The sequence below is a fragment of the Euzebyales bacterium genome, assembly GCA_035461305.1.
In the GTDB taxonomy this organism is placed as follows: domain Bacteria; phylum Actinomycetota; class Nitriliruptoria; order Euzebyales; family JAHELV01; genus JAHELV01.
Map to the genome: position 1 here is coordinate 1 of DATHVN010000072.1, position 13,691 is coordinate 13,691.

12 protein-coding genes, 1 tRNA gene and 1 pseudogene are annotated in these 13,691 nt (G+C 71.1%); 5 read left to right on the plus strand and 9 right to left on the minus strand.

Features of this window, described 5'->3' with window-relative positions; genetic code table 11:
• The coding region (locus VK923_06600) for a TetR/AcrR family transcriptional regulator (GenBank protein HSJ44333.1) at nt 1-517 on the minus strand (517 nt) is incomplete at its 3' end.
• Between the two features lie 77 nt (nt 518-594).
• Here VK923_06600 and VK923_06605 point away from each other — a divergent pair.
• Nucleotides 595-1,851, plus strand: a complete 1,257-nt coding sequence (locus tag VK923_06605) for a glycosyltransferase 87 family protein (GenBank protein HSJ44334.1) — start codon at nt 595-597, stop codon at nt 1,849-1,851.
• Nucleotides 1,852-2,627: 776 nt separating this feature from the next.
• Here the strand turns inward: VK923_06605 and VK923_06610 are convergent.
• From VK923_06610 to VK923_06630, 5 genes and pseudogenes are all read right to left on the minus strand, one after another.
• Nucleotides 2,628-3,368, minus strand: a pseudogene (locus VK923_06610) (glycosyltransferase family 39 protein).
• 5 nt (nt 3,369-3,373) lie between these two features.
• On the minus strand, nt 3,374-4,129 hold the full coding sequence (locus VK923_06615) for a decaprenylphospho-beta-D-erythro-pentofuranosid-2-ulose 2-reductase (GenBank protein ID HSJ44335.1): 756 nt from the start codon (nt 4,127-4,129) through the stop codon (nt 3,374-3,376).
• Nucleotides 4,126-5,460, minus strand: a complete 1,335-nt coding sequence (locus VK923_06620) for an FAD-binding oxidoreductase (protein HSJ44336.1) — start codon at nt 5,458-5,460, stop codon at nt 4,126-4,128. The genes VK923_06615 and VK923_06620 overlap by 4 nt, the downstream gene beginning before the upstream one ends.
• Nucleotides 5,460-6,410, minus strand: a complete 951-nt coding sequence (locus tag VK923_06625) for a decaprenyl-phosphate phosphoribosyltransferase (protein HSJ44337.1) — start codon at nt 6,408-6,410, stop codon at nt 5,460-5,462. Before VK923_06625 ends, VK923_06620 begins: the two co-directional genes overlap by 1 nt.
• Before the next feature lie 68 nt (nt 6,411-6,478).
• Complete coding sequence (locus VK923_06630) at nt 6,479-8,545, minus strand: hypothetical protein (GenBank protein HSJ44338.1); 2,067 nt, start codon at nt 8,543-8,545, stop codon at nt 6,479-6,481.
• 156 nt (nt 8,546-8,701) lie between these two features.
• Between VK923_06630 and icd the strand changes: the two genes are divergently transcribed.
• From icd to VK923_06650, 4 genes are all read left to right on the plus strand, one after another.
• Nucleotides 8,702-9,904: an NADP-dependent isocitrate dehydrogenase gene (icd, locus tag VK923_06635; GenBank protein ID HSJ44339.1), complete on the plus strand. Its 1,203-nt coding sequence runs from the start codon at nt 8,702-8,704 to the stop codon at nt 9,902-9,904.
• The gene (locus VK923_06640) at nt 9,901-10,239 is read left to right on the plus strand and encodes a hypothetical protein (protein ID HSJ44340.1); all 339 of its coding nucleotides are present in this window, start codon (nt 9,901-9,903) and stop codon (nt 10,237-10,239) included. Before icd ends, VK923_06640 begins: the two co-directional genes overlap by 4 nt.
• 173 nt (nt 10,240-10,412) lie before the next feature.
• Nucleotides 10,413-10,484: transfer RNA gene (locus tag VK923_06645), tRNA-Cys, on the plus strand.
• 94 nt (nt 10,485-10,578) lie between these two features.
• Nucleotides 10,579-11,676 carry a tyrosine-type recombinase/integrase gene (locus VK923_06650; GenBank protein ID HSJ44341.1) on the plus strand — a complete coding sequence of 366 codons (1,098 nt, stop codon included), beginning with the start codon at nt 10,579-10,581 and terminating at the stop codon, nt 11,674-11,676.
• Here VK923_06650 and VK923_06655 read toward each other — a convergent pair.
• The 3 genes from VK923_06655 to VK923_06665 all read right to left on the minus strand — a co-directional run.
• Nucleotides 11,634-11,909 carry a helix-turn-helix domain-containing protein gene (locus VK923_06655; protein HSJ44342.1) on the minus strand — a complete coding sequence of 92 codons (276 nt, stop codon included), beginning with the start codon at nt 11,907-11,909 and terminating at the stop codon, nt 11,634-11,636. The two genes, VK923_06650 and VK923_06655, sit on opposite strands and share 43 nt — an antisense overlap.
• 595 nt (nt 11,910-12,504) lie before the next feature.
• The gene (locus tag VK923_06660) at nt 12,505-12,735 is read right to left on the minus strand and encodes a type II toxin-antitoxin system VapB family antitoxin (GenBank protein HSJ44343.1); all 231 of its coding nucleotides are present in this window, start codon (nt 12,733-12,735) and stop codon (nt 12,505-12,507) included.
• Nucleotides 12,736-13,027: 292 nt separating this feature from the next.
• On the minus strand, nt 13,028-13,691 hold a 664-nt coding region (locus tag VK923_06665; protein ID HSJ44344.1), incomplete at its 5' end, for a LysR substrate-binding domain-containing protein.

Consider the following 13,691-nt stretch of genomic DNA (forward strand, 5'->3'; position numbering starts at 1 on the left):
AGACGATTGCGCCGATGACGGCATCGGCGACGATGCCCGGATGGACCGCGGAGGGGAACTGCTGACGGCGCTGTCCACGCTCGATGATCCGGCGCACGACCGCCCGGCGCTCACCGAGCAAGCCGATGCGCAGGGCGACGCCCGCCGCCGGGTCGTCGCCGGCCGTCACGAGCATCGTCCGGAGGACCTCGACAGTGCCCGGATGCGACAGCAGCGCAACGAGCGCCTCGACCACGTGCAGCAGGTCGGTGCGGACCTCACCGGTCTCGGGGGTCGGCTGGTCCCCGGCGAGCATGATGATCGCGTCGTGCACGAGATGCTGCTTCGACCGCCAGCGCGTGAAGACGGTCTCGAGCGGCACGTCGGCGCGGGCCGCGATGGTCCGCGGTGACGCGGCGGCGTACCCTCGGTCGTCGAGCTCGGCCAGCGTCGCCCGCAGGACAGCCGACCAATACCGGTCGTCGTGGGACGGCCGGTAGCGGGCGGTCGGCAGATGATCGATGGAGGATGTGGTCATGTCCCGTCGTGCGCAGCGTAACGCGTTTCCCCGGGAGACGCGCGTGACGTACGTCGACGGACGGGAGGCGTAGGCGCATGGAACCCGCAAGGGATGACCGGCAGGGTCACCGGGTCGGCCTGCCGGCGGGCATGCTCGCCGCCGCCGTGCTCGTGCTCGTCGCGGGGTGGCTGTTCAAGGCGCACTGCTACCTCGACGGTGCCTGGAGCGGCGGCGAGCAGTACACGACCGGGTGCTACACCGACGTCGTGCCCTTCTGGACCGAGCGGGATGTCGCCAGCGGAGCGGTGCCCTACTTCGACGCCGCGCTCGAGTACCCGGTGCTGACCGGGGCGCAGATCTGGTTCGAAGGTGCCGTGAGCCGCGCCGCCGCCGGCTCGTCAGGTGCGCGGCTGTTCCTGGTCATGGTGACGCTGGTCAACGGCCTGCTCGCCGTGGGGATCCTCGTGCTCCTGCACCGCATGGGCGTGCCGCCGCGTCGACTGTGGTGGTGGGCGCTCGCACCGGCGCTCGTGCTGTACGTCGGCCACAACTGGGACCTGCTGGCGATGTTCCTGGTCATCCTGGCGATCGCCGAGCACCTTCGCGGCCGGCCGCTGACCGCCGGTGTGGCGGCCGGCCTCGGCACGGCGGCCAAGCTGTTCCCCGCGCTGCTGGTCCCCGTGCTGGTGCTGACGTACGTGCGGCGCGGCACGCTAGGTGACGCAGGGCGTCTCCTGGCTGGCGCCGCGGCCGCGTGGCTGGTGGTCAACGGCCCGGTCGCGCTGGCGGTCCCGTCGCGCTGGGTGGAGTTCTACACGTTCTCGCAGCAGCGGCTCGGCACGTACGCGGCCTCGTGGACGGTCGTCGACGAGCTGGGGCTGCTGTCGACGACCCTCGCGCAGCGCAACCTCGGCGGGATGCTGCTCTTCATCGTCGGTGCAGTCGTGATCATGGTCCTCGCCTGGCGCCGACACGCGGGGCGGGAGTGGGTCCTGCTGACACCGCTGGTCGCGTGGTTCCTGCTGACCACCAAGGTCTACTCGCCGCAGTTCGACCTGTGGCTCGTGCCCCTGTTGGTGCTCACCTCGCGGCGGTCGTGGCCGCTGGCGGCGTTCTTCGCAACCGACGGGCTGGTCTACCTGACGGAGTTCTGGTACCTGGGCTGGCGGGCCGGCTACTCGCCGGCGGCGCCCTACAGCGCGCTCGCGGTCGCGGCGGTGCTCCGCGCCGTGGTGCTGGTCGCCGTCGTGATCCTGGCCGTCCGGGACCCGGCACCCGACTGGGTGGAACCGCGGGCGCGCACCGACGACGCGGTGTCCGACGCCACGGCGGTCGGCGCCGAGAGCCGGTAGCGCTGAGCGATCGTGTCGATCGCCGGCGCAGGCGACACCCGCCGGACCTCGCGCGCCGCGTCGAGCAGGGCGTCCTGTCCGGCCTCGGTGGCGTCGTACTGGACCTGCGTGGCGAGCACGACGGGCCGCGCATGGCAGGGCAGTGAGGGGTCGCAGCGCAGCCAGCGGTGAGTGGTGGTGAGCAGCGTCTGCTGGTCGGCCGCGAAGACCGGCAGGTCGGGAGGCGCGTCCCACAGGATCCGCAGCAGCACGCCGCGGGCGAGGTTGTCGAGCACGGCCGGCTGTGGCCCGTCGAGCGTGGCGGCCGGAGGGGTCTGCGCCACGCGTGCGAACGCCGCGACGTTGACGACCGCCGCTGCGCAGAATGTCGCGACCGCGACGACGGCGACGGGTCGGACCCGCAGGTACGGCCACGCGGCGACCGGCAGGAACGCGACGAACGGCAGCGCGATGCTGAAGTAGCGGGCCTGCCATGCGGCCCCCGGGCTGACGGCCGCGAGGAATGCCACGACCATCGCGGCCGGCATCCAGACCGCGAGCCAGATCAGGGGCCGTGCCTGTGGCCGTGCGCGCCAGGCGAGCACCGCGACGGCCGCCGTGGCCACCAACAGCATCACGCCGGCGGTCACCGGGACGTCGGCGACCGCGAACGTCGGTAGGCCGTCGCGCAGGAGGCGGATGCGTAGCAGCATCCGCGGTACTGTGAACGGCTCCGCCTGGTCCCCCTGCCTGGCGAGCACCTCGCGCAGCCATGGCTGTCCCGCCAGGAACACGACGCCGGCGGTCGCGAAGGCGGCCAGTTGCAGCAGCGCCGCACGGCGTCGCGCCGGCCGCAGCAGATCGGCCAGGCAGACCAGGCCCAGGCCGGCCACGCCGAATCCGAACGTGTACAGCGTCAGCATGCCCAGCGCGGTCCACGTGCCCAGGGCGACGAGCGACCGTACGGCCGGGCATGCCCGGGTGCGCAGGAACGCCGAGGCCATCAGCACGCTGAGCAGCGCTGCCAGGCTGTACTGCCGCGACGAGCTGGCCGTCTCGACCACGGCGGGCAGCGTCGCCCAGATGCCGGTGACCGCCCACGCTGCCCACGGCGACCCCAGCAGCCGGCGGGCGAGACGCCACAGGACCGCCGCCGTCAGCGCGTGCAGCACCAGGTTGAGCGCGGGCCCGGTCCACAGGTGCACGCCGACCGCCAGCGCCCACACGTGCAGCAGCCAGAAGTACACCGGCGGGTGGATGTCGTGGTGGCCGAGGTCTCGCGCGATCGTGAGCAGTGGCAGGGGCTCGTCGATCCTCGTCAGCGCCTGCCAGCGCGACGCCGGCACCCATAGCGCGACCGGTGGCTCGCCGTTGTCGACGATGTCCTGGAACTCGCCCTGATGGCCTGTCGCCGCCAGGAAGCTGATCGTGTCGTCGTGGGAGACACGCCGCAGGCTGGCGATCTCGAGCGCGTGCAGCACCACCGCCAGGGTGGCGACCGCGATCGCGGCGGCGACCGCCGTCCGACGACCATCCATCGACGTCAGGCCGACAGCCGCCGGAACAGTGACCGGGGCAGGTGCCGCAGGACAGCCATGACCCAGCGCACGACGCCCGGCGCCCAGACCTCCTCGTCGCCGCGCTCGAGCGCACGGACCGTCGCGGCGGCGACCTGCTCGGCCGTCGTCGCGAAGGGGCCGTCGTCGAGGTGGGCGGTCATGCGGGTCCGCACGAACCCGGGGCGCACGATCAGCACGTCGACGCCGGTGCCAACCAGGGCGTCGCCGAGACCCTGCGCGAAGCCGTCGAGCCCTGCCTTGGCCGAGCCGTAGACGAAGTTCGAGGCACGCACCCGCTCCCCGGCCACCGATGACAGCACGACGATGCGCCCGTGGCCCTGTCGGCGCAGCCGGGTGGCGACCGCGAGGAGGGTAGCGGCGGGACCGATGTACGTGCTGTGCATCGTCTCGGCGGCCAGGTGCGGGTCGGCGACCATGGCGTCGTGGTCGCCGAGCACGCCGACGGCGCAGATCACGAGATCGAGGTCGCCGACGCGGCCGGCGATCTCGTCGACGACGGCCGTGTGGTCGGTGGTCCGGACCGCGTCGTAGGCGACCGTGTGGACCTTGGCGCCCACGCCCAGCCGTTCGGCCGCCGCGTGCAGCGTGGCGTCGTCACGTCCGGCGAGGACGACCGTGTGCGCGCCGGCGGCGACCAGCCGGCCGGCGATCGCCAGGCCGATGTCGGAGGTACCGCCGAACAGCACGACCGTGCCCGGCACTCCGAGCGCGTCGTTCATGATGAGCACAACCCCAATCTGCGTCCAAGGTCCGAACGCCACCTACCGAGCGGGTCGAGCTCGTCGCGCACCCGCCGCCACCGGTCGAGCTCGGGATACATCAGCGGCATGCGCGCGCCACGCAGCCGGCCATCCTTCGCCAGGTACACCCGACCGCCGGCCTCGCAGACCAGATCGTCGCACTCCTCGAGCAGCCGCCCGAGCCCGGGCACGCCGGCGGGGATGTCGGCCGCGAGCGTCCAGCCTTCCAGCGGGAACGACAGCATGCCTGCGCCGGGTCCGAGCCGCTTGAGGACCACGATGAAGGTCGGACAGCGCGCCGAGCACACACGCTCGGCGATGCGGCGCAGGGTGTGCTCGCGCCCTGCCGGGACCGCGAACTGGTACTGCACGAACCCGCGGGGCCCGTACATGCGGTTCCACCGGTCGACGGCGTCCAGGGGGTGGAAGAAGGTGGTCATGTTCACCAGGTGCCGCCGAGGCCGTCTCGGTGCGCGGGCGAACGACACCTCGCTCAGCGCGCGGGCCGACAGACGGTTGAGCAGGCCCGACGGCACGACCTCGGGGACCGCGAGCGGGCGGCCCGGGTCGTAGTCCGCGAGCCCGGCCGGCCTGCCGCCGAGAACATCGGCAGCTGCGTGGTCACCGGTCTCGACGATCGCGCGGCCCATCCGTGCGCCGGCACGGGACAGGTCGAGGGTCGCGATCCGGTACGGGCCGGTCGACGCATCGAGGGCGGCGACCGTGTCGTCGAGGTCACGAGTCGTGTGGGTGACGACGTCCATCCAGGTCGAGGTGATCCGGCGGAGCTCCAGCTCGGCATCGAGCACGATGCCGGTCAGGCCCATGCCGCCGAGCGTCGCAGCGAAGACGTCGGCATCGTCGGGTGTCACCCAGCGGCGGGTCCCGTCGGCGAGCAGGAGCGTGAAGCCACGCAGGTGACGTCGGAAGCTGCCGGCGTGGGGGTGGTTCTTGCCGTGCACGTCCGCGGCGATCGCCCCGCCGACGGTGACCATGCGTGTCCCAGGCGTGACTGGCAGGAACCAGCCGTGCGGCACGATGGCACGCAACACCTCGTCGAGCGTGATCCCTGCATCGACCCGCACGATGCCGGTCGAGACGTCGAAGCTGTGCAGCCGGCCGCGAACGGTCATGTCGACGACCACGCCCCCCGCGTTGAGCGCGGCGTCGCCGTAGCTGCGCGCCATGCCCCGCGCGAGCACGCCGCGAGGGTCGTCGGGTGGCCCGGGGTCGGCGGCAGCCGGTGGGGGGACGATGCGTGCGGCGCTCGTCCGCGTACGTCCCCACCCCGACAGGGCGGTCCGGGTCATCAGCCGTACAACCCCAGCAGCACCATGACCCCGGCCGCCACGACGCTGATCGCGGTCACGCGGTCGCGCAGCAGCAGCTCCTCGGGTTCGCCCGTGCGACCTGCGGCGACCAGCAGCAGGTAGCGCAGCGCGATCAGGGTGACCGGTACGACCGACAGCGCGACCCACAGGCTCGGCGTCGCTCCGGCGATCAGCGTCGACGTGCGGAACGCCCATAGGCAGTAGGCCAGCAGCGTCACCGCCAGGCAGACGCCGACCACCTGCTGCAAGAAGGCCTGCGGGTAGCGCTCGAGCACCGCCCGGTGTTCGCCCGCCAGGTCGCCCATCGCGATGGACTCGGCGTAGCGCTTGCCCGCGACCACGAACAGCGCACCGAAGCTGGTGACGATCAGGAACCACTCGGTCAGCGCGATGTCGGTCGCGACGCCACCGGCCAGCGCCCGGATCACGAACCCGGATGCCACGACCATCAGCTCGGCGACAGGGACCCGCTTGAGCCACGCGCTGTAGGTGAGCTGCAGCACGGCGTAGGTGCACAGCACGGCGGCGAGCGAGGGGCCCACGGTGACCCACGCGAGGAGCAGCGCGCCCAGCTCGAGCGCGAGCCCGCCGTACAGGGCCGCCGCCTTCGGCATCTGACCGGATGCGATCGGGCGATGGCGCTTGGTCGGGTGCAGGCGGTCGGTCGGTGCGTCCAGCGCGTCGTTGATCCAGTAGACGCCCGACGCCACGACGGTGAAGGCCGCGAGCGCCAGCAACGCCGGTGACAATGTGGCCGGTTCAAAGATGCGACCGGCCGCGACCGGTGCAGCGAGCACCAGCACGTTCTTGAGCCACTGGCGCGGCCGGGACAGCGTCACCAGTGCGCGGGCACGCTCCCGCGTCCTCGCCGCGTGGCGCTTGCCCGTATCGGCCGGGCGTGGCGCGGAGTCGGTCGTCGCTGATCCCATGACGCTGCGTTCCACCACCTCGTGTGCGGGGGCGGCCCGGTGCCACCCCTCCCGCGGACCGGTCCGCGTCAGCTCGCCGGCGTCACCGGAGCCGCGAGCACATCCAGACCATAGCCTTCCAGCTCCTGTGGCGGCACGTTCAATGTGGGCGCCAGCCGCGTGCTGCGGTGCGTGAGCAAGGTGAACGGCTCGCCGGTCGGCCGCCCGTCGAACGCGTCCGGGCGCTCGGCCAGCAGGTACAGGGTGCGGTCGCCCGACCGGGCGGCCAGGGCCTCCAGGCGGTCGTTGCTGACGGTCTCGTCCGCCCACGCCGCCGGCACGTCGCAGTGGGCCCGCAGCGGCTGGGTCATGCGATAGTGCATCGCGCCCCCGGCCTCGTCCAGCAACAGGAGCGCGGCATCGGTGCCGAGGCGGTGACACGCCGCCTCGACCTGTGCGGCGAAGCCGGCCTCCTCGTTGAGGTCGGCGACCGGCCAGGTCGTGCGCAGTGGCATCAGCAGGCACAGTCCCGCGAGCACTCCGAGGGCGATGTGGCCGGGCAACCGCCACGGGCCGCTCGGGACGCGTGTCCAGCAGCGGTCGATCAGCCACGCCGCGCACACCAGCAGGCCGGGGAAGACCACGGGCAGGAACCGGCGGTCCGCCCAGATGTGGTCGGGTGTGATCGACGGCTGCCACAGGTAGAGCGTCGTCAGGCCGCTGAGGGCCAGCAGGAACGGCATGAGGCGACCGATGCGGCGGGCGACGGTCTCCCGGGTCATTAGCGCCCAGCCCGCCACACCCGCAGCCAGCGCGGGCAGGCCGAGGTACCAGCCCAGCCAGCGCATGGACTGCTCGGCGTAGGTCCGGCTCTCGTCGACCGCCTGACCCTCACGCTGCTGGAGGAAGCCGATCGGCAGGGTGCGGTCCCACGTGTCGACCTGCACGACGGGGCGGACGGCGTAAGCGAACACGCCCGCCACGACGATCAGCAGACCGAGGCCGACGGCGAACCGCTGGCGGTGCCGTAGGATCGCGGCGACGGCGGAGCGTCCCGCGTTCGTGCGTGCCATCGCGGCGATGCCACCGACCGCGATGAACGCCAGGGCCAGCGGCACCAGGAACTCGACGTGCAGCCCGACGTAGAACGGAGCGAAGACGAAGAGGTCGACCGTGGCGATGGCGCTGGTCGTGGCGATGCCGGTCAGCGCCGCCGGCGCGACGCGACGCAGCCGACCGGTCACGAGCGGTGGCAGAAGCGCCAGCGTGAGCATCAGCAGCACCACCAGGCCGTCGAGGCGGGCGAGGAAGGTCCCACCGAGGAGGAGCCCGGCGACGAACCCGGTCGTGCGGTCACGCAGTACGACGGCCTGGTCGAGCGCCCACAGCCCGGCGAACAGCATGCCGAGCATCAGCAGCTCCGAGAACGGGGCGCGCGTGAAGTAGACGAACACCAGGGTGCCCGCCAGCCCGACCTGGGCGACGAGCGCGAGCCATGGACGCATCAGCCGTTCGGCGAAGGCGTACAGGGCCAGCAGGGCCAGCCCGCCGAGCAGTGCGTTGGTCCTGATCATCAGATCGAGGCCGCCGGCGAGGTCGACCGAGGCCATCATCGCCGGGAAGGCGTGCATGAACTGGGCATACAGCGGGCCATCAGGCACGATCTCGTGGAACCCGGCGGCGAAGTAACCCAGGCCGTCCGTGTCGTCGAACGGGGGGCGGGCGGCGTTGATGACCAGCCCTCCATCGGAGGCGATCCAGCCGGCGGTCGCGGTGTACGTGCCGCCGTCCCGTCCCGTCTGCATGTGCTCGCCGGGCAGTGCGCCATTGACGACCGTCGCGGCCAGTGCGACCGCCACCGCGGTGACCCGGATCCACGACGTCGCAGGATGGTCGGGGCGCGTGACCTTCTTCCGTGCGCCGCGGGTCGCCCACCACAGGCCGGCGGTGACCAGCGCGGTCAGCACAACCACCGGCGCGAGTGCGAAGGCGCCGAGCATCGCCAGCGTGACGCCCGACAGCGCCCAGGCGAGCTCGCCGAGCAGCACCAGCCACACCAGACGCTGGAACCAGGTCGCCGACGACGTGCCCGCCGTCACGGCGGTCGCGGCGGGGCGATCGACGGTCAGCGCGCCGTGCGGCGACGCGGCCGACATGCAAGCTCCTTCCGACGGGTAGGGGCATCCGGGACGGGCCCCGGCCCGATATGTTTGCGGAGCCTGGTTCCGCAACCGCGCGGTGGACCGGCTCCGCCGGACACAAGACTACGCGGGTCAGATGTCGAGAGTGGCTGTCAACACAGGAGCGCACCGGTGGCTGAGAAGATCGAGAAGACCGACGAGGGACTGCTGGTACCCGACGAGCCGATCATCCCCTTCGTCGAGGGCGACGGGACCGGCCCGGACATCTGGGCCGCGTCCGTGCGGGTCTTCGACGCGGCCGTCGAGAAGGCCTACGGTGGCGACCGCCAGATCGAGTGGACCGAGGTGCTGGCCGGTCAGAAGGCCAACGACCAGGTCGGTGAGTGGCTGCCCAAGGCGACGATCGAGTCGTTCCGCGAGCACCTGATCGGCATCAAGGGCCCGCTGACGACACCGGTGGGCGAGGGCTTCAGGAGCCTGAACGTCGCGATCCGCCAGATCCTCGACCTGTATGTCTGCCTCCGTCCGGTGCGCTGGTACGCGGGGGTGCCCAGCCCGGTCAAGCACCCCGAGAAGATCGACATGGTGATCTTCCGCGAGAACACCGAGGACGTCTACGCCGGCAAGGAGCTGCAGGCGGGCACCGACGAGGCACGCCAGGCGCTGAAGTTCTTCGCCGACTCCTACGGCTGGGAGATCCGGGAGGACTCGGGCATCGGTATCAAGCCGATCAGCGAGACGGGCTCGAAGCGCCTGATCCGCGCCGCGATCAACTTCGCCCTCGAGAACGACCGGCGGAAGGTGACCCTGGTCCACAAGGGCAACATCATGAAGTTCACGGAGGGTGCCTTCCGGTCCTGGGGCTACGAGCTGGTGCGCGACGAGTTCTCCGACGTCGCGGTGAGCTGGGAGGACAGCGGCGGCGACCCGGGCGACAAGCTGCTGGTCGAGGACGTGATCGCCGACGCCATGCTGCAGCAGATCCTCACCCGCCCCGACGAGTACGACGTGATCGCCACCATGAACCTCAACGGTGACTACATCTCCGACGCGCTCGCGGCGCAGGTCGGCGGCATCGGCATCGCGCCCGGCGGCAACATCAACTACGAGACCGGCGTGTCGGTGTTCGAGGCCACCCACGGCACGGCGCCCAAGTACGCCGGCCAGGACAAGGTAAACCCCGGTTCGCTCATCCTGTCGGGTGTCTCGATGCTGCGCCGGATGGGCTGGTCCGAGGCCGCTGAGACGATCGTGTCGTCGATGGAGGACACGATTTCCCAGAAACTGGTCACCTACGACTTCGAGCGCCAGATGGAGGGCGCGACGCTGCTCAGGACAAGCGAGTTCGCTGACGCGATGATCGAGCGCATGTGACCGCGGAGACCCCCACCCCTCGGTGGGCTGGCGCTCACCCTCACCCGCAGATCCCCACCGACCGGCTTGCTGGCGCTGGCCCTCACCCGCAGATCCCCACCCCTCGGCCGGCTGGCGCGCGCCCGCACTCCCAGCGCGCGCCTCGGCTGCGGCCCGATCAGCATCTGGCCGACTCGATCACGCGGGTCGGACGGTTCGCGGCCATCGACCCGCTCAAGGGGCGCAGCCTGCCCAAGCTCGTGCGCGTGCTCGGCGTCGTGGCCTGGGTCGCGTTGACCGTTGAGTCGTTCCGCCGCGCCCGCGCGTCCGCGTCCGGGGACACCGCGCGCGACTGACGCCGACGTGGCGCCGAGGTCGCGCTGACGTGTGCGGTCAGCTACACCGGGTTCGGGTGTGGCTGCCAGGACGCCCGTGCTCCTGGATGCCGTGGACAAGGGCGCGTGGCCGGCAGCCAGCGGACGTAGGTCCTGGCCGCCACGCGGCCCGCGCGTACACTGTGGCGCGTTCCGGCCGGGTAGCCAAGTGGTAAGGCAGGGGCCTGCAAAGCCCTTATTCGCGGGTTCGATTCCCGCCCCGGCCTCTCACGCTGACCAGCGGAAATGCGCTCCGCAGCACGTCGCCTGTGGATAACCGTGTAGCAGTTCTTGTAGCAGTCATACCCTCCACATGTGAGAGTGGCGAAGCTCTACCCGATCGATGGCGGCCCGCGGTGGGGCGCGCCCTGGTACGACGCGAGCGGTAGGCGGCGCGCGGTCACCGCGCCGACGGTCGAGGAAGCTGTCGCGAAGCGCGCCAAGAAGATGGCTGGCTGGACGTCGGACGAGAAGCTCGGTGACTTCCTCTCCTGGTGGACGACCGAGTACCTTCCGCGCCGCGTCGCGAATGGCCGCCTCGCTGAGGAGACGATGGACGGCTACGAGTCGTCCGTGCGGCTGCACATCACGCCGCGCATCGGTGCTGTCGGCCTGACCGACCTGACGGCCACCGTGCTCGAGGGCTGGCTCGACGAGCTCGACGACGACGGTCTCGGTGCTCGCGGGCGGCAGAAGGCGCTGCGCACGCTGTCGGTCGCGCTCAGCGTGGCGGTGAAGCGCGACCTAATCGGGCGGAATCCCGCCCGCGGCGTGGAGGGCCCGCGTGTTGTTGCGAAGCGGGTCACTCCGTGGACCCGTTCGCAGGCGGCTGCGTTCATCGCCGCTTCGACCGAGATGCCGCAGCTCCACGGGAACCTGTGGCTCGTCCAGCTCGGCACCGGTCTGCGGCCGTCAGAGGCGCTCGCGCTGCACGTCGACGATGTCGACCTGTCCCGTGCTCGGGCGCGGGTGCACCGCAACCTGAGCTGGCGCAGGGGCGGGCGGTGGGTCATCAAGACGACCAAGGGCGAGGACGATGTGTGGCTCGCGCTGCCGGACTTCGCTGTCAGCGCCGTTACCCGGCACCTGGAGGTACGTGCCGCGTGGGCGGCGTGGGACGGCTGGCAGGAGCACGGACTGCTGTTCACGGCGCGAGCCGGCATCCCACTGCGCGGCACATCGATCGGCACGCCGCTGACCAAGCTGTGCGCGCAGGCGGGTGTGCCGCGCGTCACGCCGCACGGCATCCGCCACCAGACGGCGAGTGCGCTGCTCGCAGCGGGAAAGAGCCTCACCGACGTGCAGTACGTGCTGCGCCACAAGACCCAGCGGCTGACGAGCGATCTCTACGGGCACATGGCTGACGACGCACGCGCTCACGCCGCCGAGGTGCTCGACGAGCTGTCGCCCGACAGATAGCGGTCGAGCGCCGCGGCGCTGACGAGCCAGCGGGCGCCGCTCGTCACGGCGTCCAGCTGTCCGGCGTGGATGCGCCGGCGGACGGTCTCCTCGCTGCAGCCGACGATGCGCGCGACGTCGGCGACGGTGTAGACCGTCGGCTGCTCGGCGGCGCCCTGGTTCAACGCGGCCTCCGCGATGGCAAGCGCGGCCCGCAGCTGTATGACGACGGCTTCGAGCGTTGACGGAACCACGCCTGTCGCGGCCGCTCGCCCGCCCCGAACCTGGCTCCTGTGGAACCGAGCGGTCATGCGAGTGCCCCCGTCGCGGCGGCGGTACGTGTCGAGCCCATCGCATCCCCCTCCGAGTGCTCGCGGAATCTGGTTCTCGGTAGCACCAGAACGGGGGACGGATATCGGACGGACCTGGCGCGGCACTTGCACTCGCGACACCAGGCGTATGCATCGTGTGCATACTGCGGCGACGTCGCGACTCGACGGCGAGGTTCGGACCGCCCTGGCGTGCCGCGAGGTGCACGCGGCGGCTTCGTCGTGCCGATCGGCCTTGCACGGACCTTGCGGAGGGTGGGCCAGTTGTATGCACTCGACCCATACCGGTTCGTGTGCCCGCGCCAGCGTCGTTCGGTGCAGCCGGCCACGGCACATGACCGAGTCGGCGCTCACGACGATCCGAGCGGAGGCCGATCAGATTTCGCCCCGGGTGCGCGCTCCTCACGGATCGCAGTAATGAGTTGACCATCGAGGCGAGTGCTGTAGTGATCGCGGAGATGAGCACGGCGACATCAAGCGTGACGCCGCGGCGGCTGCGACACGTCGCGGTGTCACGACGCTAGCTGGCGTCACGCTCTACACAGTAGGACTCCAGCTCCTCGTACACCAAGGCGAGGACATCCTCGCTCGAGACCTCACGGTTGCGCTCGTGGATGCGGTCGGTCAGGCCTCCGGCGCCGAGGTAGCTGCGCAGCGCCGCCTCGACGACGGCGGTGTCCGTCGCCTTGTCTGCTGCCGCGCGGCGTTGCGCCTCAGCGTACAGCTCGTCGTCGATCGCCAACGTGGCCATGCTCCAAGGGTAGCCGACCGTGCTCCGTGACCTGCGATGGACCCCGAGCGCCGGCCATCGCCTACCACGGCGAGTCCGAAAGGCCTCCAGCCAGAGCACGGACAGCTGACAGGATCACGGATCACGCCGAGCGACGACGAGCTACCTAGCACGGACTCGTAGTCACCTTGCACAGTCGAGTACCGACGAGTTCAGCCTGCAAGGAGCGCTCCAACACCGACCAGCATTTCGAGCACCCAGTCCAGGCACAGACTTGCACTAGAGTGCTGCCGCCCGGTCCTCCTGCGGAGCATCAGTGGGGGACTGCGGAACTGACACTCCCCGCGCTGACGCCGCGACCGTCGCGGGGGCCGATGCCATCGTCGTGGGTGATGACTCCGCGCAGGGCGGCGATGAACGCGGACGTTGCCGCTGGCAGCGGTGGTTCGCCGAACGTCGCGATGTAGACACGGCGATGCCAGCGCTCCAACGCGGTGGCCTGGACGCCGGTGGCGTGGTGGGAGCGCAGGGCCATGCCGGGTGTTGTTGTGACGCCGAGCCCCGCGGCCACGAGCGCTTGGCTGACGATGATGTCGTCGCTGGTGTAGCTGATGTTCGGTGTGAACCCGGCAGCCTCGCAGGCGTCGACGAAGTCCCGTCGACAGTTCTTGCAGCCGGCGATCCAGGTCGCGTCGCGGTGGTCGGTGAGCGTCGCGCCATGTCGCAGGCTGAGCAGGTACATCGGGTCGTCGGCGATGTGGTCGTAGGTGACGTCGTCGTCGGGAGTGGTGTCGTCGTAGCGGAACACGATCGCGACATCGATCGTGCCAGCGCGCAGCCACTGCAACGCCACGGTGGGGTGCGCGTCGGTCAGACGCAGGTCAAGATCGGGCTCCCGTTGCCGCAGGGTCGCCGCCGCAGGCGGCGCCCAGACGCTCAGCGCGGACTCGAACGCGGCGACCCGTACCCGACTGGTG